Origin of the sequence: Nocardiopsis sp. NPDC049922 (genome assembly GCF_040660275.1) — a bacterium.
Taxonomy (GTDB): domain Bacteria; phylum Actinomycetota; class Actinomycetes; order Streptosporangiales; family Streptosporangiaceae; genus Nocardiopsis.
This window is the reverse complement of sequence record NZ_JBFAME010000002.1, coordinates 442456-463417: the sequence shown is the minus strand read 5'-3', so window position 1 is coordinate 463417 and position 20962 is coordinate 442456. Positions and strand designations below refer to the sequence as shown.

The window sequence follows — 20962 nt, the reverse complement described above, 5'->3', positions numbered from 1 at the left end:
GACACCCTCAACCAATGCCTTCGGTGCGGTACCCGCCCTGGCGGAGACGTTCTCCCGGCGGGGGCGCGCGGGAGGCTCCGATCGCCGATACTGGGACCGATGAGACTCACGGTTTTCTGGCGGAACATGCACGAGCAGTTCGGCGAGGCCTACGCGGAGAGCCTGGCCAAGGACTACGTCATCGAGGGGCTCGGTTCGCGGACCGTCCAGCAGGCGCTCGCCGACGGGGTGGGCGCGAAGGACGTGTGGCGCGCCGTGTGCGACGCGTTCGACCTCCCCCGGTCCGTCCGCTGAGGCCGCCCGGGAACGGCCGTCGGCGGATGCGGGACTCGTTCGAACAATCGAACAGAGGTTCGGGTAATGTGGGTTGTCCACAGACGAAGGTCGGGCGTCGCGTTTGTCGTACCGACCGCGTAGCGTCGTGCGCATCATGAAGAAGAAGGCATCGACCCAACAGGGGTACCCCGTGGCATCTGGAGACCGAGACAAGGCTCTCGAAACAGCGCTCGCGCAGATCGAGCGGCAGTTCGGCAAGGGCTCCGTCATGCGTCTGGGTGACGACGACCGCCCGCCGATCGAGTCGATCCCCACCGGGGCGATCGCGCTCGACGTCGCGCTCGGCATCGGGGGCATCCCCAAGGGCCGGATCGTGGAGGTGTACGGACCCGAGTCGAGCGGTAAGACGACCGTCGCGCTGCACGCCGTGGCCAACGCGCAGAAGGCGGGCGGGATCGCCGCCTTCGTCGACGCCGAGCACGCGCTCGACCCCGCCTACGCCAAGAAGATCGGCGTGGACACCGACAATCTCCTGCTGTCGCAGCCGGACACCGGTGAGCAGGCGCTGGAGATCGTCGACATGCTGATCCGCTCCGGCGCGGTCTCCATCATCGTCATCGACTCCGTGGCCGCCCTGGTGCCCCGCGCGGAGATCGAGGGCGAGATGGGCGACAGCCACGTCGGCCTCCAGGCGCGGCTGATGTCCCAGGCGCTGCGCAAGATCGCCGGTGCGCTGCACCAGACCGGCACCACCGCGATCTTCATCAACCAGCTCCGTGAAAAAGTCGGTGTGATGTTCGGGTCTCCCGAGACCACCACCGGTGGTAAGGCGCTGAAGTTCTACGCCTCGGTCCGGTTGGACGTCCGCCGCATCGAGACGCTCAAGGACGGCACCGACGCGGTCGGCAACCGCACCCGCGTCAAGGTGGTCAAGAACAAGGTCGCGCCGCCGTTCAAGCAGGCGGAGTTCGACATCCTGTACGGCGTGGGCGTCTCCCGCGAGGGCAGCCTCATCGACCTGGGCGTGGAGCACGGCATCGTGCGCAAGTCCGGCGCCTGGTACACCTACGAGGGCACCCAGCTGGGGCAGGGCAAGGAGAACGCCCGCCGGTTCATGCGCGACAACGTCGACGTGGCCAACGAGATCGAGAAGAAGATCAAGGAGAAGCTGGGCGTGCCCGGCGCGGGTGACGACAGCTCCTCCGCCTCCGACGTCGCCGACCCCGTCAAGGAGGCCGCGGCGAAGGACGCTTCCGCCAAGGACGCCCCGGCCAAGGAGGCCCCCGCCAAGGCTCCGACCAAGCGCGCCCCGGCCAAGACCACCAAGGCGCCCGCCCCTGATGCGTGACCGGCGCCGGTCCGCGGACCGCTCCGTGTCACCCGAGGACGAGATCTCCCCGGGCGGGTCCCGCCCGCCCGGGGAGGACCCCGAGGCCAGGGCGCGGGCCCTGTGCCTGCGCATGCTCACCCACTCCCCGCGCACCCGGGCCCAACTGGAACGGGCCCTGCTGCGCCGGGAGTTCCCCCAGGAGACCGTCGAGTCCGTTCTCGGCACGTTCGGCGACGCCGGACTCATCGACGACGCCGCCTTCGCGAACGCGTGGGTGACCTCCCGCCACCACGGGCGGGGCCTGTCCCGGCGGGCCCTGGCCAGGGAACTGCGCACCCGCGGGGTGGAGGAGGACACCGTCCGCGACGCCGTCGCCCACCTGTCGGACGAGGACGAGGCGGCGGCCGCGCGCGAACTCGCCCGCCGACGGCTGGAGATGTCCCGGGGCAAGGACCGCGACACCCGGATCCGCCGGGCCCTGGGCGTCCTCGCCCGGAAGGGGTACTCGTCCGGCCTGGCCTACCGGGTGGTGCGGGAGGAGCTCGAACGCGAGGGCGTCGAGGTCGAGCTGGACGATCCCGAGCTGTAGCCGCTGACCGCACGGGCGACGGGCTCGCCGCCGCTCGTGCCGCACGCGCTCGACGCGACGGTCACGCGCCCACGGGCGACGCGCGTTCCCCCGGTTCGAGCGCAGGCGCGGTCCGCTCGTCCCGTCAGATCGCGCCACCGCCTGTGGACGGCCGTCAGTCGGCGGTCCCGCCGCCCTCGGCCGGTGACGGCGCGACCGCGTCCCCGACCGGTGCGTCGGCGGTGTCCGGAGCCGCCTCGGCCGCCGAGGTCTCCGCGTCCCCCGTCCCCTCGGCCGGTGTCCCGTCCGACTCCTCGGCGCCTTCCGGCGCCTCCGGCTCCGGGCGCGGCGCGGGCGGTTCGGTCTCCAGGGCCAGCGGCGCCACGTCCGCCTCGAACCCGAACACCCGCGCGTAGAAGGCCAACTCCGACTCCAGCGCGCGCACGCGCGAGGCCGCCGACCGGAACCCGTGCGCCTCGCCCTCGAACTCCAGCAGCGCGTACGGCACCCCCCGCTTCCCCAGGGCGGTGGCCATCGTGAACGCCTGGTCGGGCGTGACCACCCGGTCGTCGGTCCCCTGGAGCAGGAGCACCGGCACGTCGATCTCGTCGGTCCGGTTGATCGGTGACCGCTCCCGGTACCGTTCCACGAACCCCGGCAGCGTTCCCACCAGCGAGTCCAGGAACCGCGACTCGAAGTCGTGCGTGGTCTCCACCAGCCCCAGCAGGTCCGCCACCCCGAAGTAGGACACCCCGCAGGCGAACGTGTCCCCGGTCAGCGACAGCAGCGCCGTGAACCCGCCCGCGCTCGGCCCCCGGATCGCCAGCCGTTTCGGGTCGGCCACCCCCTGGTCGACCAGGGCGCGCGCCGCGGCCGCCGTGTCCTCCACGTCGACCACGCCCCACTCCTTGTGCACCCGGGTGCGGTAGGAGCGGCCGTAGCCCGTCGAGCCCCCGTAGTTGACGTCCACCACACCGATGCCGCGGCTGGTGAAGTAGGCCTTGGCCAGGTCCAGCTCGTGCGAGGCGTGCGCGACGGGGCCGCCGTGCGCCCACACCACGAACGGCGCGGGGCCCTCGGCGGTGACCTCGGGGTGGGTCGGCCGGTACACGTTGGCGTGCACCGGCGAGCCGTACCGTCCGGGCAGCGTCACGTGCTCGGGCACGGGAAGGTAGGCGGAGTCGGGCAGGGCGTCCAGCGACTCGCGCAGCACCTCGACCCGCCCCGACTCCGGGTGCAGCCGTACCAGGCACTGCGGGCGCGTGGGGGAGGCGGCGACCGCGACCACGCCGACCCCGTCCGAGTCCACCTGGGACCACGCGGTGAGGTCGGTGGTCACGGGGGTCAGCTCCAGGGTGTCGGGGTCGTACACGCTGGGCGACAGGTCCGCGTTCCCGTGCAGCACCACGACCCTCCCGGAGTCCAGCACCGCGAAGGACCGGTGGCCCAGGCGCCCCGGCGGGGCGTGGAACTCCTCCTCGGCCGGGTAGAGCGCCATCGCCTGCCCCGTCACGCCCGCCTGGTACAGGTTCCAGAACCCCGGCCAGTCCGAGGCCAGGTACAGGGTGTCGGAGTCCACCCACGTGGGCGAGACGACGGACTCGTCGACCCCGCCCTTGAGCGTGACCTCCCCGGTCAGCGCCGAGCCCTCCAGCCGACCGATCCGCAGCTCGGTGCCGTCCCAGGGCATCCTCGGGTGGTTCCACCGCACGTACGCCAGGCGCCGGCCGTCGGGGGAGGGGACGGGCGAGGCGTAGAAGTCGGCGCCGGAGGTCAGGACGCGGATCGCGGCGGGGTCCTCGGCGCCCCGGCCGGACAGGGGGACCGTTACCACGGCCCGGCGCACGCCGTCCGCGACGTGTTCCTCGCGCACGCACAGGATCTGCTTGCCGTCGGCGCTCAGCGCCGGGTCGGCGTAGCGCAGGGCGGCGGGGCGGTCGGGCTCGGGGGTGAGCGGAGTCGGCGCGGCGGCGTCGCGTTCGAGCAGGTAGAGGCGTTGGTCCTCGGCGTTGGCGAAGACGATGCCCATCCGGGTGAGGGCCTTGTCGTCGCGCCGGGGCACCGGGAGGTAGGAGCGCCCCCCGTACTCGTGCACCCGCGTGCCCGCGCCCCAGGGCGCGGGAAGCAGTTCGACGACGGCGCCGTCGGCGTTCCGGCGCATGACGGTGGAGCGTCCGCCCTCCGCCGGGCGCTCCTCCTCCCACCAGACCTCGTCGCCGACGACGGAGGGGAAGGACATCCGGTGCACGCCGCGGGCGACGTCACCGGCGCTGATGGGCGAGGGCCATGAGCCGTGGGGGCTCGACAGTTCAGACATGTCCCGCTCAGGAAGGGTCGTGAATGGAAAACTGATGACATGTCGACCTTAGTCGTCCGGGCCCCCTTTCGGGAGATCAGATCGCCGGTGCGTGAATACCGGCTGGCCATAGCGTGTGACGCGGAGGAGGCGAGTTCGACCGCTGAGTATCGTTCTCTATTCGTGACTGGCGCGACACGGCGGGGATCGACGCGCCGTTCTATGCTTTCGCGGATATCACCTGGTGATGAATGGTCGAGGGAACGGCGGTGGATCACCGTGCGCGGCCGAGGCCCCGTCGTCACCCACACTGCGAGAGAGGAAGCCAGCGATGAGCAAGGGACGCGGGACCATCCGGGCCTCCGTGGCGATCGCCGCGGCCGGTGTGGTCGCCCTGTCGGCCTGCGCGGCCCCCGAGGACGTCGAAGGCCCCGGCGGTGACGATTCGGAGACCACATTCCTCCAGCTCGCCACGGGTTCCACCGGCGGTACCTATTACCCGCTCGGTGGCGAGATCGCGCAGTTGTGGAGCAACAACATCGAGAACGTCCAGGTGGACACGTTCGCCACCGGCGCCTCGGTGCAGAACCTGCGTTCCCTGGAGGGCGAGACCGAGGACGACGAGGGCACCCAGGCCGACCAGAGCGAACTCATCATGGCGGTCAACGGTGTGGCCATGCAGGCCCAGAGCAGCACCGGGCCGTTCGAGGAGGAGCCGCTCGGCAGCCCCGACGGCATCCGCGCGCTCGGCAACATCTACCCCGAGGTCATGCAGGTCGTCGTCCGCGCCGACTCCGACATCGAGTCGATCGCGGACCTGGAGGGCATGAACGTCGAGATCGGCCCGCCCGGCAGCGGCACCGAGGTCGCCGCCCGCCAGATCCTGGAGGCCTACGGTCTGGACCCGGACGAGGACATCAACGCCTACGACAGCACCTTCGGCGACGCGGCCACCGCGCTCGGCGACGGCCAGGTCGACGCCGCCTTCGGCATCCTGTCGGTGCCCGCGGCGGGCATCGTCGAGGTCTCGGCGAGCAACGACGTCCGGCTGCTGCCGCTGGACGGCGAGGAGGCCGAGACCCTCATCGCCGACGACCCGAGCTACAGCCCGCTGACCATCGACGGCGGCACCTACAACGGCCAGGACGAGGACGTCGTCACCCTGACCCAGTGGGCGACCCTGTACACCACCTCGGCCCTGGACGAGCAGCTCGCCTACGACCTGGTCCGCGTCATGTACGAGGAGGCGGGCGACATCGGCCACGACGTCGGCGGCCAGGTTCTGCTGGCCACCGCCATCGACGGCCTGGGCTCGATGGCACTGCACCCCGGCGCCCAGCGCTACTACGAGGAGCAGGGGCTCCTCGACTGATGACCCGTTCGCCCAGGGCCGCTCGGTGGATTCCGGGCGGCCCTGCGCTTGTGACGGTCCTGCTGGGGTGCGCGTTGCTCCTGAGCGGCTCCGCGGACACGGGTTCGGCCTGGTTCGTCGTCCGCGTGTACGGCCAGGACTCACCCGTCCTCAGCGTCCCGGTCGAGATCGGGGACCGGATCGAGCTCAGCCACACGCACTCCGTGCACCGGCGTCCGGTGTACGAGGTCTACTCGGTCTCCCCCTCCTCGGGGCTGGCGATGGAGGAGATCCGCGCCGACGCCCACGGAGCCAACCTCCCCTCGGGGCCGGAGACGGTCGACGGGGTCACCTCGACCTTCGTCCGGGACGGCGAGGGTTACCGCGTCGACCACCACGGACGTCCGCTCGGCACGGTGCGGATGGTCGTGGGGACGCCCGACGTCGACCACCGGCTGACCCTGCGGGGTCGGGAGTTCCGGCTCCTGGACCTGGTGGACCCCCGTGCGAGTGTGGAGCTGTACGTGCAGACCCATCCGGGCGCGCACCTGATGTGAAGGCCGTGGGGTGCCCCCCACCGATGACGAGGATGAGGGTGATGACGACCGACCCCAAGGGCGCCGGCGAATCCGGTGCCGCAGTGACCGCGGGCGGGGCCTCCGCCGGCGGTGAGCCCACCCCCCGGGCACTGGAGGAGATCGAGCGGGATCTCGAAGCCTTGGAGGAGCACGACTTCACCGAGGACACGGGGGTCGAGGGCGTACGCACGGACCTGCGGGCGGTGTGGCGGTGGGGTGTGTTCGCCGTCGCCCTGGCCCTGGCCGTCTTCCACCTGTGGACCGCGTTCACCCAGACGCTCCCGCCCCTCCAGCAGCGCTCGTTCCACCTCGCGCTCGGCCTCGGCCTGGTGTTCCTCCTCTACCCGACCAAGCCGCGCGCCGAGGGTCCCCACGGCCCCTTCTACGGCGGCGCGATGGCCTTCAGCGGGCTGCTGGTGGGCTACATCGGCGTCGGCGTGCTCTCCGGCGCGAACGCGAGCATGTACCTGTACCTGCCGCAGTGGGTGTTCGGCCTGGTCGCGGTCCTGCTGTTCGGCGCGGTCGGGGCGTTCCTGTGGCGCACCCGCGGGACGGCCACCGCCTCCAGGGCGCAGCGGGCCGCGGGGTGGACCCTGCTGGTCGGCGCCGCCCTGGTCGCGCTGGACCTGGTCACGAGTGAGGCGCGCGGCGGATTCTTCTTCCTGCCGATCCTCGGCCTGGTGCTGGTCGTGGTCGCCGTCGCGGCGGCCGTGGCGCTGACGCGGTTCCCGTCGGCGTTCCCGGTCTGGCTGTGGCCGGTCGTCACCCGGTGGGGGCTGACCGCCGTCGGTGCGGTGACCCTGGGCTACATGTGGCTGGCGGGGATCGCGGAGTGGAACGTGCTCGGCCCGGCGCTCGTCGTCCTGGTCGTGGTCCAGGGCGCGCGGCACGTCCCCTGGAACCTGTGGGGGATGCCCCTGTTCGACGTCGCGCTGGCCGGGCTCGGTCTGTTCGCCGGCCTGTACATGTTCGTCAACTACGAGGAGATCACCCGGTCGGTCGGCATCTACAACCCGACCTACGTGACGGTCGGGACGATCGGCCTGCTGCTGATCCTCGTGGCCGCCTCCCGGGTGCTGGGTCCGGCGCTGGTGGTGCTGGCGGGCTCGCTGATCGCGTTCGCCTACTTCGGCCAGTCGATGCCCGGATTCCTGCGCCACCGCGGTTCCAGCGTCGACCAGATCGTCACCAACCTGTACGTGGGCACGGAGGGCGTGTTCGGGACGCCGCTCGGCATCTCGGCGACGTTCATCTTCCTGTTCATGATCTTCGCGGCGATGCTCCAGCGCACGGGCATGGAGCGGTTCTTCACGGACCTGGCGCTGGGCGCGACGGGGTCGTCGGTCGGCGGCACCGCCAAGGTCGGCATCGTCACCAGCGCCTTCTCCGGGACGATCACGGGCAGTTCGGTGGCCAACACCGTCTCCAACGGCGCGTTCACCATCCCGATGATGAAGAAGTCCGGGTACAAGCCCGAGTACGCGGGCGCGGTGGAGGCCGCCTCGTCCACGGGCGGGCAGATCATGCCGCCGATCATGGGCGCGGGCGCGTTCATCATGATCGAGTTCACGGGCGCCACGTACCAGCAGATCCTGACCGCCGCCGCGATCCCCGCGGTGATGTTCTTCGTCTCGCAGTACGTGGTCGTCCACTACGACGCCAAGCGCATGGGCATCGGCGGACTGCCCAAGGAGCTGCTGCCGAACCTGCGGCGGCTCATGATCACCCGCGGCTACCTCATCGCGCCCGTCGTGGCGATCTTCGCCCTGCTGTCGATGGGGTTCTCGCCGATGTTCTCGGCGATGGGCGCCGTGGTGGCGACGGTGGCGGTGAACATCATCACGCAGTTCCTCGTCATGCCGTTCCAGCGGGTCGAGGAGACGGGCAGGCTCGGCGCCCGGCCGATGCGCGACGTCCTGGGCTCGGCGATGCGCCTGTCCCTGCCGATCGTCGTCGCGGCGGGCGCCGCGGCGGTCCTGGTGACCGTCGCCCAGGCGCTCATGGCCGGAATGAACCGGGGGATGGTGGCCCTCGGCGCCACCCTGGTCCTCACCCTGGCGGGCATCGCCGTGTCGGTGGCGTTCCACCGCTGGCGCGCCTCGGGTGAGGACCAGCTGAACCTGCACTCGTTCCTGGACGGGTTGGTGGGCGCGGCCCGCCTGGCGATCCCGATCATCGTGGCGTGCGCGTCGGCGGGCATCATCGCGGGCGTCATCACCACGACCGACCTCGGCCTCAAGCTCAGCAGCGGTCTGCTGGGGATCGCCGAGTCCATCAGCGCGGGTCTGGCCTCCCTGCTGACGTCGGCGGCCACCTCGCCCGTCCTGGCCTGGACGGGCGCGGGCGCCGACTTCGGGGCCGCGGCGGTCGGCACGATGCGGGTGGACCTCTTCCTGGTCCTGTTCATGTCGATGATCGCCTGCCTGATCCTGGGCATCGGTCTGCCCACGACCGCGAACTACGTCATCACGGCGACCCTGGCCGCTCCGGCGATCGTGATGATCCTGGAGGGCGAGGTCGACGAGCGGCTCGCGATGCTGCTGATGGCGCACCTGTTCGTCTACTACTTCGGTGTGCTCGCCGACATCACCCCGCCGGTCTGCCTGGCCGCCTACGCGGCGTCGGGCATCTCCGGAGGCGACCCGATCCGGACCGGGTTCTACGCGGTGCGCATCGCCGTCGCGGCCTTCGTGATGCCGTACATGTTCGTGTTCTCCCCCGAGCTGCTGTTGCAGGAGGTGGACTGGTTCACGGGCACGGTGGCGGCGGTCACCGGCGTCGTCGGCGCGGTCCTGGTGGCGCTCGGACTGGTCGGGTACCTGGACCGGCCGCTGCCCTGGTACAAGCGGATCGGGCTGGTCGTGGGCGGTCTGTGCCTGGTCTCGGGCAGTCTGGCCACCAACGTCGTCGGCCTGGTCCTGCTGGTCGCGATCATCGGGCACGAGAAGCTGGTCACCCGCCGGGAGGGCGGCGCGAAGGTCATCGCGTCGGTGGGCTCCGCGCCCGTCAGGACGGAGGCGAACAGCGGAGCCGGCGCCTCCTCCGGCCAGGGAGCGGCCAAGGAGTCGGCCGAGGGCGAGGACTGAGCCGCGTCCGACCCCCGTGTGCGGCCCGTGCCGCCGACCCGTCGCGGTCGGTGACACGGGCCGTCCCGTGACCGGGATCCGCGTCCCGAACGTGGTTCGCGTGTTCGCGTCACCGGTTAGCCTGGGACGGTGAGCCAGAGTCGTACCTACCAAGTGCGGACCTACGGCTGCCAGATGAACGTCCACGACTCCGAGCGCCTCTCCGGTCTGCTGGAGGACGCTGGGTACGCGCGTGCAGCCGAGGACACCACCGCAGACATCGTCGTCTTCAACACCTGTGCGGTCCGTGAGAACGCCGACAACCGCCTGTACGGCAACCTCGGGCACCTGCGCCCGGTCAAGGACGCCAACCCCGGCATGCAGATCGCGGTCGGCGGCTGCCTGGCGCAGAAGGACCGCGGTGAGATCGTGCGCCGCGCCCCGTGGGTGGACGTGGTGTTCGGGACCCACAACATCGGATCCCTGCCCGCCCTGTTGGAGCGCGCCCGCGTCCAGCGTGAGGCGCAGGTGGAGATCGCGGAGTCCCTGGAGCACTTCCCCTCCACCCTGCCCAGCCGCCGCGAGTCCGCGTACGCCGCGTGGGTGTCGATCTCCGTCGGCTGCAACAACACGTGCACCTTCTGCATCGTGCCCGCGCTGCGCGGCAAGGAGCAGGACCGGCGTCCCGGCGACATCCTGGCCGAGGTGCGCGCCCTGGTGGACGAGGGCGTCAGCGAGATCACCCTGCTCGGGCAGAACGTCAACGCCTACGGGAGCGGGTTCGGCGACCGCCAGGCCTTCTCGAAGCTGCTGCGCGCCTGCGGTGAGGTCGAGGGCCTGGAGCGGGTCCGCTTCACCTCCCCGCACCCGCGCGACTTCACCGACGACGTCATCGAGGCGATGGCCGAGACCCCCAACGTCATGCCGCAGCTGCACATGCCGTTGCAGTCCGGGTCGAGCAAGGTGCTCAAGGACATGCGCCGCTCCTACCGCCAGGAGCGGTTCCTGGGCATCGTGGAGAAGGTGCGCGCCGCGATGCCGCACGCCGCGATCACCACCGACATCATCGTGGGCTTCCCCGGCGAGACCGAGGAGGACTTCGCCGAGACGCTGCACGTGGTGCGCGAGGCCCGGTTCGCGATGGCGTTCACCTTCCAGTACTCCAAGCGGCCCGGGACCCCGGCGGCGACGATGGACGGCCAGGTGCCGCCCGAGGTGGTCAAGGACCGCTACCAGCGCCTGGTGGAGCTCCAGGACTCGATCTCGTGGGAGGAGAACCAGAAGCTGGTGGGCCGCGAGGTCGAGCTGCTGGTCTCCGAGGGCGAGGGCCGCAAGGACGGCGAGCACCGCCGCCTGTCGGGGCGGGCGCCCGACAACCGACTCGTGCACTTCGCCGTGGGCGAGGGCGGGGAGCCGCGCCCCGGCGACATGGTGACCGTGGAGGTCACCTACGCCGCGCCGCACCACCTGGTGGCCGACTCCGGTGTCCGGAACCTGCGTCGCACGCGCGCCGGGGACGCCTGGGCCGCGCGGAACGGCCGACCGGCCGAGGACCCTGGTCCGGGCGTCCTGCTGGGCATGCCGAAGGTCGGCGCTCCGGCGGTCGAGCCCGCGGCCCCCGTCGGCGGGTGCTGCGACGCCTGACCCGGGCACACGCCGCACGCGGCCCCCGGCACGACGCCGGGGGCCGCGGCCGTGTCAGTCGCGGGTGAGGCGTACGTACAGGTCCTTGAACCGCATCGCCCCGGGCGAGGGCACCCGCTCGGGCTCGCGCCCGGGCACGAGGTCCAGGTCCGGATAGGCCCTGACCAGCGACCCGAAGGCCACCTGTCCCTCCTGCCTGGCCAGGGCCGCGCCCAGGCAGTAGTGGATGCCGTGGCCGAAGCCCACGTGCGCCTCGCCCGGCTTGCCGTGGTGGCGGGTGATGTCGAACCGGTGCGGGTCCGGGTACACGTTGGGGTCCCGGTTGGCGCCCGCGAGCAGGGCCACCACGCGGTCCCCGGCGGCCAGCCGACCGCCCTTGAGCTGGACGTCCTCGGCCGCGTAGCGAAGCTGGGTGAGGAGCGCGACACCGCACCAGCGCAGCATCTCGTGGACGCCGGCGGGCAGGAGTCCGGGATCGGACCGCAGCAGGTCCCACTGGTCGCGGTGCGTGAGCAGGGCGTGCGTGCCGTTGGCGAGCAGGTGGGCGGTGGTCTCGTGTCCGGCGATGACGAGCGTGAAGACCAGGGTGATCAGTTCCGCCTCGCTGAGTCGGCCGCCGTCCTCGTCCTGTTCCCTGATCAGCGCGTCGAGCAGGGTGTCCTGGGGTTCGGCTCGGCGCCGCGCGATCATCGCCCCGATGTGGTCGATCATCGCGCCCAGCACGGTGTTCATCCGTTCGGGCCTGGTGGGGTCGAACTCCTGGAGGGTGCGGCTCCACTCCCGCCACGCGGGCCGGTCCTCCTCGGGAACGCCGACCAGGTCGCAGATCACCGTGATCGGCAGCGGGTAGGCGAAGTGTTCGAGGAGGTCGACGGCCCCGTCCTCCTCCGCGTGGTCCGGCAGGCGGGACAGGAGGTCGTCGGTGATCCGCTGGACCTGGGGACGGAGTTCGTTGACCCGGCGCACCGTGAAGGTGCGTGAGACGAGCTTGCGCAGGCGCGTGTGGTCGGAGCCGTCCATGCCGAGGATGCTCTCGGTGACGTAGACGGCCAGGTCCGGGGTGATGCCCATGGCCTCGAGGAGATCAGCCTTCCTGCTCTCGGTCGCTCCCTCGCGCACGTTGGCGGGGTCGACCACGAACCGTCGGTCGCTCAGGATCGTGCGCACGTCCTCGTCGTCGGCGAAGAGGACGACCTCGAAGCCGTCGGCGAACAGGGCCGGAGCGGACCCGCCCGCCCCGGCGACCCGGTCGACCAGGGAGCGGGGGTCGCGGGTCCAGACCGGGTCCAGGAGGTTGATCACGTCGTGGGTCGCGGATGGTGTGGCCGTCATGGGCACTCCAGTGTCAGGTGTCGCGAGTGGCGTGTGTGTAGCGGTCGATCTCGGCCCGGGCGTCCCGGGCGAGGTCCTCGAACAGGGCGGTCACCTTCGGCCAGGCGACGTGCAGGGTGTCGTCGGCGTCGGACTCGCCCAACGTGGCGCGGATGGTGTCGGCCAGGACGTCGGCGTGGTGCTCGACGGACGGCGGTGTGGAGGCGGGCTGTTCGCCCAGGAGCGGCTCGGCGACGAGGAAACCGGTCAGGATCGAGGAGTAGGCGTACATCTGGTCGCCGAGGGGCCGGTCGGTGCGGATCAGGCCGTGGTCGCGGAGGACGTCGAAGTAGGTCTGCGCGGTGGTGCGCCGCCGTTCGACGAGCTCCGTGCTGTACTCGGCGGCGGCCCGTGCGAAGGTGCCCAGGGTCTCGGTCCGGCCCTTCATCACCGTGGCGATGATCGGCGACTCGTGCAGCGCCAGGGCGGTGGTGCGGGCGAGGGTGCTGGGCCAGATCCCCTCGGGTCCCTGGCGCAGGACCTCCAGCGTGCGCTCGATCATGGCGGTCTGGGCGCGGAGCAGGACCACCAGGAACAGCGCCTCCTTGGTGGGGAAGTGCAGGTAGACGGTGCCCTTGCCGACACCGGCCCGGCGGGCGACGTCCTCGACGGTGATCTTGGCGTAGCCCCAGGAGACGAGCAGGTCGCCCGCCGCGTCGAGGATGCGTTCGGCTCGGGCGACGCGGTTGGCGGTTCTGTTCGTCGACTGGGTGGGGGAGGGCACGGCGTACTCCTGCTCATCGGGGTCACGGTGGTGGTTCGCGGGTACCGGTGCGGTCGCAACGACCATAGCCATGCCTCCCCTCGGGTCGTGACTCCGTGACCAGATTTCGAATCCGGTCACGGAGTCAACGCTAGGCGAGAACGGGGCGCCTGGCAAGCGTCCAGGTGACGGGTCGATGCGGCTGGATCGCCTGGGGCGACGGCGATCCAGCCGGGGAGGATCAGCCGCTGGCCGGGCGCTGGGCGTGGGGGACGAGGGTGGCCACGTCGACGAGCGTCTCGCCCGGTTCCTCGCTCGGTCCGGTCATCGCGGTCTCGACGTGGGCGAGCGCGCGCTCGACGAGATCGGGGGAGTCGTGGGGGAGCCACCGCACGCGGGGGTCGCGGCGGAACCACGACTCCTGTCGGCGGGCGAACCGGCGGGTGGCGCGGGCGGTGCTCTCCCGGGCCTCCTCCTCGGTCAGGTCGCCGTCGAGCTGGCCGAGCGCCTGGGCGTAGCCGAGCGCGCGCGAGGCCGTCCGGCCCTCCCGCAGGCCCAGGGCGTCCAGGCGGCGGACCTCGTCCAGCAGCCCGCGCTCCCACATGCGGTCCACGCGGGCGTCGATCCGCGCGTCCAGTTCCTCGCGCGGGGCGCGGAGCCCGACCTGCGCGCACGGGTAGTAGGGGGTGTGGTCGGGCAGGGTGGCGGTGAAGGGGCGGCCGGTGAGTTCGACGACCTCCAGGGCGCGCACGATCCGCCGCCCGTTGCCGGGCAGGATGCCGCGGGCCGCCTCCGGGTCGATCTCGGCCAGCCGGGCGTGCAGGACGCCGGGGCCGACCTCGGACAGCTCGGCCTCCAGGCGGGCGCGCACCTCGGGGTCGGTGCCGGGGAACTCCAGGTGGTCCAGGACCGCGCGCACGTACAGCCCCGAGCCGCCGACCAGGACGGGCAGGACGCCGCGTTCGGCGCACTCCTCCACCCGGTCGCGGGCCATCTCCTGGTAGCTGGCCACGTCGGCGGGCTCGCTGACCTCCCACACGTCCAGGAGGTGGTGGGGGACGCCGCGCATCTCCTCGCGGGTGACCTTCGCCGTGCCGATGTCCATGCCCCGGTACAGCTGCATGGAGTCCGCGTTGATCACCTCGCCGCGCAGCCCCGTGCGTTCCTCCAGCCGGAGGGCCAGCTCGACGGCGAGGTCCGACTTGCCCACAGCGGTCGGGCCGACGACCGCGATCACCTTGATCATGTCCCCAGCCTAGGGGGCCCCGGGCACCGGCGCCGCTGCCTCGGCGGCACACCCTGTCGGGCCGCGCGGCCGGACACGGATCCGTGCCAGCGCATAGCAATAATCACGCCGTTATGGAATATCTGCTTCTCCGGGGCGCACAAAGGAAGAAGACATGCCACCCGGTCCAACGCATGATTGGTCTGTGTTCCCTGCTGTACGGGTCATTTTCTGAAAACGTCTGCGGGTAGGTATGGAAAACACCAGAATTGCTGTTGTGGGAATCGGTCTCTGCTATCCGGACGCGAATTCTCCGATGGATCTTTGGGACAACGTTCTGGCTGGCAGGAGGGCTTTCCGTCGCCTGCCCGACGAGCGGATGAACCTGGATGACTACTGGTCGAAGGATCCGGCGGCGGAGGACCGGTTCTACTCGGAAAAGGCCGCCGTGCTTCGCGGATTCACGTTCGACAGAGCACGGTACCGGGTGTCCGGGAGTTCCTTCAGGTCCACGGACATGACGCACTGGCTCGCTCTCGAAACGATGTCCCGCGCCTTGGCGGACGCCGGTTTCCCCGAGGCTGAGGGGCTTCCTCGCCGAGCCACGGGAGTGGTCATCGGAAACAGCCTGACCGGTGAGTTCTCGCGCGCGAACACCCTGCGGCTGCGCTGGCCCTACGTTCGACGGACGGTGGCCTCCGCACTGCTGGACCACGGATGGCCGGAGGAGGAGACGGACGCCTTCCTGGCCGATCTCGAGAAGTCCTACAAGGCGCCCTTCCCCCGCATCGACGAGGACACGCTCGCCGGAGGGCTCTCCAACACCATCGCGGGCCGGGTCTGCAACCACTTCGACCTCGGCGGCGGCGGGTACACGGTCGACGGTGCCTGCTCGTCGTCCCTGCTGTCGGTCGCCACCGCGGCCAACGCCCTGGCCTCGGGTGACCTGGACGCCGCCCTCGCGGGTGGTGTGGACCTGTCCATCGACCCCTTCGAGGTGATCGGCTTCGCCAAGACCGGGGCGCTCGCCACCGGCGAGATGAAGGTCTACGACAAGGACTCCAACGGCTTCTGGCCGGGTGAGGGCTCCGGGGCGCTCGTGCTCATGCGCGAGGAGGACGCACGCGCGCAGGGCAAGCGCGTCTACGCCGTCATCACGGGCTGGGCGGTCTCCTCCGACGGCAGCGGCGGCATCACCCGGCCGGAGGAGAGCGGGCACCGCCGCGCCCTGGAACGCGCCTACGAACGCGCCGGGTACGGGATCGAGACGATCGGCTACTTCGAGGGGCACGGCACCGGCACCGCCCTGGGCGACGCGACCGAGTTGGCCGCGCTCGGCGGGAGCCGGGCGGCGGCCGACCCCTCCGCGCCGCCGGCGGCGCTCAGCTCGATCAAGGCCAACATCGGCCACACCAAGGCCGCGGCCGGTGTCGCGGGCCTGATCAAGGCGATCCTCTCCGTCCACCACCGGGTCATTCCGCCGGCCACCGGCCACCACGACCCCCACCCGCGACTGGAGGAGGAGGCGGCGCCCCTGCGCGTCCCGGACCGGGCGCTGCCCTGGCCCGAGGACCGCCCCGTCCGCGCCGGCGTGTCGGCGATGGGCTTCGGCGGGGTCAACACCCACGTCACCGTGGAGTCGGCGGCCGACCACCAGGGGGCGGGCGTCACGGCCCGGGTCCGCGAGCTGGTGTCCGGGCGCCAGGACGCCGAGATGCTGGTCGTGGACGGCGGTGACCTCTCCGACGTACGGGGCCGCCTGGCGGAGCTCGCGGAGCTCCTGCCCAAGCTCTCCTACGCCGAACTGACCGACCTGGCGGGCGCGCTCGCCGCCGAGGCCGGCCAAGGCGCCGCCCGCGCCGCGGTCGTCGCCTCCTCCCCGGAAGCCGCCGCGCACGCGGTACGGGCGCTCGTCGAACGGATCGACGCGGGCGACGACGAGGTCATCGCCCCAGCCCGGGGCATGTTCCTCGCGCACCGCACCGCACCCCCCGTCGTCCGCTACCTCTTCCCCGGCCAGGGATCGGGGAGCGGTCGTGTCGGGGCGTTCCGGCGCCGCTTCGCCAGGGCCGAGGAGGTCCTGGCGTCGGCCGGGCTGCCGGAGGGCGGGGACCAGGTGGCCACCCAGGTCGCCCAGCCGCGCATCGTGGCCGGTTCCCTGGCCGCCCTCGCCGTCCTGGGGGACGTCGGCGTCAGGGCCGACGGAGCCGTCGGGCACAGCCTCGGCGAGCTGACCGCGCTGCACTGGGCGGGCGCCCTCGACGCCCCCGCCCTCGTCGGCCTCGCGGCCGCCCGGGGCCGGGCCATGGCGGAGACGGGGCGCGGCGACGGTGCCATGGCCGGACTGTCGGCTCCGCCGGAGCGGGTGGAGGCCCTGATCGAGGGCGAGCCGGACGTGGTCGTCGCGGGTTACAACGGGCCCCGGCAGACGGTGGTCTCCGGGGCGTCCGACGCCGTGGAGAGGGTCCGCGAGCGGGCCCGGGCCGACGGGATCACCGCCACGCGCGTGAACGTCTCGCACGCCTTCCACTCCCCGTTCGTCGCGCCCGCCGCCGAGGTGCTGGACCGCGAGCTCGCCGAGACCGACTTCGGTCGGCTGTCCCCGGGCGTGGTGTCCACGGTGACCGGCTCGGACCTCGGCGCCGACACCGATCCGCGCCGACTCCTCCGGGACCAGGTCGTGCTCCCGGTGCGCTTCCACCAGGCCGTCACGCGGTTGGCCCAGGGGGCGGACCTCCTCATCGAGGCGGGGCCGGGACGGGTCCTCACCAGCCTGGCGGGTGCGGCCGTCCCGGACGTCCCCGCCGTCTCCGTGGACACGGACTCCGACTCGCTGAAGCCCTTCCTCGGCGCGGTGGCCGCGGCCTACGCCCTCGGCGCCCCCGTCGACGTGCGCGCCCTCTTCTCCGGGCGGCTCGTCCGCGAGCTCCCGGAGGAGTTCGAGTTCCTGGCCAGCCCGTGCGAGACCGCTCCCAGTACCGGGGTCGGACGCACCGACGGCGGGACGCCCGTGTCCACCGACACGGGTGGAACGGACGCCGCGGTGGAGGACGCGGACACGCTGGGGCTCCTGCGCACGCTCGTGGCCGAGCGGGTCGAACTCCCCGAGTCCATGGTGGGCGACGACACGCGGCCCCTGGACGACCTGCACCTGAGCTCCATCACGGTCGGGCAGATCGTCAACGAGGTCACCCAGCGCCTGGGCATGCCCCCGATGGGGGCGACCTCGGGGTACGCCACGTCGAGTCTGCGCGAGCTGGCCGAGACCATCGACGCGTTGGCCCGGACTGATGACGGCAGGGCCTCGGCGGGGCAGGCGCCGGGCGCGGCCCCCTGGGTCCGTGCCTTCGAGGTCGCCCGCGTCGGCGCGCCCGTTCCCGCGGGCGTGGCGTCCGACGCCGCCGACGCGGACGACACGGGATGGAGCGTGTACGCGTCCGCCGGCCACCCCCTCGCCGAGCCGTTGCGCGAGGCGCTCTCCGGGGTGGGCGGCGGTGTCCTGCTGTGCCTGCCCGCCGAGGGCGGCGAGCACCTCGTGGGCACGTTCCTCGACGCCGCCCGCTCGGTCCTGGCGACCGGGGCGCGGACGCGGTTCGTCGTGGTCCAGGGCCGACGCGGCGCGTCGGGGGTGGCCCGGACCCTGCATCAGGAGCTGCCGGGGGTGACCACCACCGTGGTCACCCTCCACGACCCCGTCCCCGACTCCCCGGAGGCGCGTGCGGAGGCGGTGCGCCGGGTGGTCGCCGAGGTCGCCGCCACCCCCGCCTCGGCGTACGCGGAGTCCCACCACGACGCCGAGGGCCGCCGCACCGTGCCGGTCCTGCGTGCCGTGCTCCCCGCGGACGCGGACGCGTCGGAGGGGGGCGCGCCGCTCGGTCCGGACGACGTGCTCCTGGTCACCGGCGGGGGCAAGGGCATCACCGCCGAGTGCGCCCTGTCCCTCGCCACCGAGTACGGGGTCGGGCTCGCCCTCCTGGGCCGGGCGGCCCAGGAGGAGGACGCCGAGCTGGCCGCCAACCTGGAGCGCATGGCGGCGGCGGGTGTCCGCCACGCCTACGCCCGCGCCGACGTCACCCGGCGGGAGGAGGTCCGGAGCGCGGTGCGGTCCCTTCAGGAGGAGCTGGGAACCGTGACCGCGGTCCTGCACGGGGCCGGGCGCAACGAGCCCACCGCCCTGGGCGGCCTCACCGAACCGGCCTTCCGGCGCACCCTCGCGCCCAAGACCGACGGGCTCGCGGCCGTCCTGGACACCCTGGACCCGGAGCGCCTGCGGCTGCTCGTCACGTTCGGCAGCATCATCGGCCGGGCCGGACTGCGCGGTGAGGCGCACTACTCCACCGCCAACGACTGGCTCACCGAGATGACGGTCGAGTACGGGCGGGAGCACCCGCACACACGGGTCCTGGCCCTGGAGTGGTCGGTGTGGTCCGGCGCGGGGATGGGCGAGCGCCTCGGCGTGGTCGAGGCCCTGATGCGGGACGGCATCACGCCCGTGTCGGCGGAGGAGGGGATCTCCGTCCTCCACCAGGTGCTGGCCGATCCCTCGGCGGGCCCGGTCCTGGTCGTCAGCGGCCGCACCGGCGGGCTGCCGACCCTGGCGACCGAGGAGCGCGAACTCCCCCTCGGCCGCTTCGTGGACCGGGTCCTGGTGCACTACCCCGGGGTCGAGCTGGTCACCGAGGCCGCGTTGTCCTCGGCGGACGACCCCTACCTGGACGATCACCTGCTCGACGGCGACATGCTCTTCCCGGCCGTGATCGGCATGGAGGCGATGACCCAGGTGGCCGCCGCCGTGAGCGGGCACGAGGGCCCGCCCGTGATGGAGGAGGCGCGGTTCCTGCGTCCCGTCGCGGTGCGGCCCGGTGGGAGCACCACGGTGAGGGTGGCCGCGCTGGTGCGCGACGCCGGAACGGTGGAGGTCGTCATCCGCAGCGAGGAGACGGGCTACGACGCCGACCACTTCCGCGCGCTCCTGCGCTGGCCGCGACCGGAACAGGTGGAGGAGGGGTCCTCGTCCGCGGACGCGGCGCCGGTGCTGCCCCGGGTCCCGATCGATCCCGACGAGATGTACGGGGGCGTGCTCTTCCAGGGCAAGAGGTTCCAGCGACTGCTCTCCTACCGCCGGGTGAGCGCCCGCCACGTGGTCGCGGAACTGTCCACGGCCGCCCCGGGCGACTGGTTCGGGTCGTTCCTGCCCCAGGAACGCCTCCTGGCCGATCCGGGCGTGCGCGACGCCGCCATGCACGTCCTCCAGGCGTGCGTCCCCGACGGCACCCTCCTGCCCGAGGGCGTGGACAGGATCGTCCTGTCCCGGCCGCGGGACCAGGAGTCCGACCGCGTGCTCCTGGACGCCCGAGAGCGGTTCCAGGACGGCGACTCCTACGTCTACGACGTGGACGTGCGGGATCCCGTCGGGACCGTGGTCGAGCGGTGGGAGGGCCTGCGGCTGCGCGCGGTGCGCAGGAGCGGCGGGGCCGGGCCCTGGGTGCCCGCGCTGCTCGGCTCCCACCTGGAGCGGGAGTTGGAACGCGTGCTCGGCGGCTCCAGGGCCGTGGTCGTCGATCCCGACCCCGAACCCCGCCCCGGAGAGGTGTCCGAGGACCGCGGGGACAGGACCGAACTGGCGGTCGGCAGGGCGCTGAACCGGCCCGTGAGGGTGCGCCGCCGGCCGGACGGTCGCCCCGAGGTCGAGGGTGCGGTGGTGTCCGCCTCCCACGGAGCCGGGGTCACCCTGGCCGTCGTGGGGCGGGAGCGCCTGGCCTGCGACGTGGAGACCGTTCTCGACCGTTCCGACCGGGAGTGGGACGGGCTGCTCGGCAGGGACGCCGTGTCGGTGCGGCACCTGGTCGCCAAGGAGGCGGACGAATCCGTCCACGTCGCGGCGACCCGGGTGTGGGGCGCCCTGGAGTGCCTGCGCAAGGCGGGCGGCACCGGGGGCTCGCTGACGCTGGAGCGGGTCCTGGAACACGGGTGGGTGGTCCTGGCCTCCGGCGGCCTTCGGATCGCCACCTGGGCGACCACCCTGAACGGCGACCCCGAACCGGTGGTCTTCGCCGTCCTGGCCGGAGAGGAGAGCTGATGTCCGACTACTACGAGATCCGCCACACGGTCGGTTTCGAGGAGACCAACCTCGTGGGCAACGTCTACTACGTCAACTACCTGAGATGGCAGGGGCGCTGCCGGGAGATGTTCCTCAAGGAGCGCGCGCCCGGTGTCCTGGCGGACCTGCGCGATGACCTGAAGCTGTTCACGCTCCGGGTGGACTGCGAGTTCTTCGCCGAGATCACCGCCTTCGACGAGCTGTCCGTCCGGATGAGGCTGGGGGAGCTGACCCAGACCCAGGTGGCGTTCTCCTTCGACTACGTCCGGTTGGACCCGGAGAGGGAGACGCTGGTGGCCCGCGGGTCCCAGCGGATCGCCTGCATGAGGGGGCCGAACACGGCGACCGTGCCCACCCGCGTCCCGGAGGAGCTGCGCACCGCCCTGGCCCCCTACGCCTCGGACGGCACCGGACTGACGGCCGGTCGCGGCTCCGAGCGAGGGGCGGTGGCCTGA

13 protein-coding genes are annotated in these 20962 nt (G+C 72.3%); 9 read left to right on the top strand and 4 right to left on the bottom strand.

Features of this window, described 5'->3' with window-relative positions; translation table 11 throughout:
* Positions 1–99: 99 nt before the first annotated feature.
* The 3 genes from AB0I72_RS06250 to recX all read left to right on the top strand — a co-directional run bounded on the left by AB0I72_RS06250 (position 100) and on the right by recX (position 2195).
* Positions 100–294 (top strand): DUF3046 domain-containing protein, encoded by a 195-nt coding sequence (locus AB0I72_RS06250; RefSeq protein ID WP_358563572.1) that lies wholly within the window; start codon positions 100–102, stop codon positions 292–294.
* Positions 295–430: 136 nt separating this feature from the next.
* Positions 431–1624: a recombinase RecA gene (gene recA, locus AB0I72_RS06245; protein ID WP_358563570.1), complete on the top strand. Its 1194-nt coding sequence runs from the start codon at positions 431–433 to the stop codon at positions 1622–1624.
* A complete protein-coding gene (gene recX, locus AB0I72_RS06240) occupies positions 1617–2195 on the top strand; it encodes a recombination regulator RecX (protein ID WP_358563568.1) in 579 nt (192 codons plus the stop codon). The genes recA and recX overlap by 8 nt, the downstream gene beginning before the upstream one ends.
* A 154-nt stretch (positions 2196–2349) precedes the next feature.
* On the opposite strand, the gene AB0I72_RS06235 is transcribed toward recX, so the two are convergent.
* Complete coding sequence (locus AB0I72_RS06235) at positions 2350–4491, bottom strand: prolyl oligopeptidase family serine peptidase (RefSeq protein WP_358563566.1); 2142 nt, start codon at positions 4489–4491, stop codon at positions 2350–2352.
* Positions 4492–4801: 310 nt separating this feature from the next.
* On the opposite strand from AB0I72_RS06235, the gene AB0I72_RS06230 reads away from it, so the two are divergent.
* From AB0I72_RS06230 to miaB, 4 genes are all read left to right on the top strand, one after another.
* Positions 4802–5842: a TAXI family TRAP transporter solute-binding subunit gene (locus AB0I72_RS06230; RefSeq protein WP_358563564.1), complete on the top strand. Its 1041-nt coding sequence runs from the start codon at positions 4802–4804 to the stop codon at positions 5840–5842.
* 50 nt (positions 5843–5892) lie between these two features.
* On the top strand, positions 5893–6378 hold the full coding sequence (locus tag AB0I72_RS06225; protein ID WP_358563562.1) for a DUF1850 domain-containing protein: 486 nt from the start codon (positions 5893–5895) through the stop codon (positions 6376–6378).
* Between the two features lie 41 nt (positions 6379–6419).
* Positions 6420–9485 (top strand): TRAP transporter fused permease subunit, encoded by a 3066-nt coding sequence (locus AB0I72_RS06220; protein ID WP_358563560.1) that lies wholly within the window; start codon positions 6420–6422, stop codon positions 9483–9485.
* Between the two features lie 153 nt (positions 9486–9638).
* The gene (gene miaB / locus AB0I72_RS06215) at positions 9639–11108 is read left to right on the top strand and encodes a tRNA (N6-isopentenyl adenosine(37)-C2)-methylthiotransferase MiaB (protein WP_358563770.1); all 1470 of its coding nucleotides are present in this window, start codon (positions 9639–9641) and stop codon (positions 11106–11108) included.
* Between the two features lie 54 nt (positions 11109–11162).
* Here miaB and AB0I72_RS06210 read toward each other — a convergent pair whose 3' ends face one another.
* The 3 genes from AB0I72_RS06210 to miaA all read right to left on the bottom strand — a co-directional run bounded on the left by AB0I72_RS06210 (position 11163) and on the right by miaA (position 14428).
* On the bottom strand, positions 11163–12440 hold the full coding sequence (locus AB0I72_RS06210) for a cytochrome P450 (RefSeq protein ID WP_358563558.1): 1278 nt from the start codon (positions 12438–12440) through the stop codon (positions 11163–11165).
* A 13-nt stretch (positions 12441–12453) separates the two neighbouring features.
* Complete coding sequence (locus tag AB0I72_RS06205; RefSeq protein ID WP_358563556.1) at positions 12454–13275, bottom strand: TetR/AcrR family transcriptional regulator; 822 nt, start codon at positions 13273–13275, stop codon at positions 12454–12456.
* Positions 13276–13423: 148 nt separating this feature from the next.
* Positions 13424–14428, bottom strand: a complete 1005-nt coding sequence (miaA, locus tag AB0I72_RS06200) for a tRNA (adenosine(37)-N6)-dimethylallyltransferase MiaA (RefSeq protein ID WP_358563554.1) — start codon at positions 14426–14428, stop codon at positions 13424–13426.
* 232 nt (positions 14429–14660) lie between these two features.
* Between miaA and AB0I72_RS06195 the strand changes: the two genes are divergently transcribed.
* Together AB0I72_RS06195 and AB0I72_RS06190 are read left to right on the top strand one after the other, a co-directional pair.
* On the top strand, positions 14661–20486 hold the full coding sequence (locus AB0I72_RS06195; RefSeq protein ID WP_358563552.1) for a type I polyketide synthase: 5826 nt from the start codon (positions 14661–14663) through the stop codon (positions 20484–20486).
* Positions 20486–20962 carry an acyl-CoA thioesterase gene (locus tag AB0I72_RS06190; protein ID WP_358563550.1) on the top strand — a complete coding sequence of 159 codons (477 nt, stop codon included), beginning with the start codon at positions 20486–20488 and terminating at the stop codon, positions 20960–20962. Before AB0I72_RS06195 ends, AB0I72_RS06190 begins: the two co-directional genes overlap by 1 nt.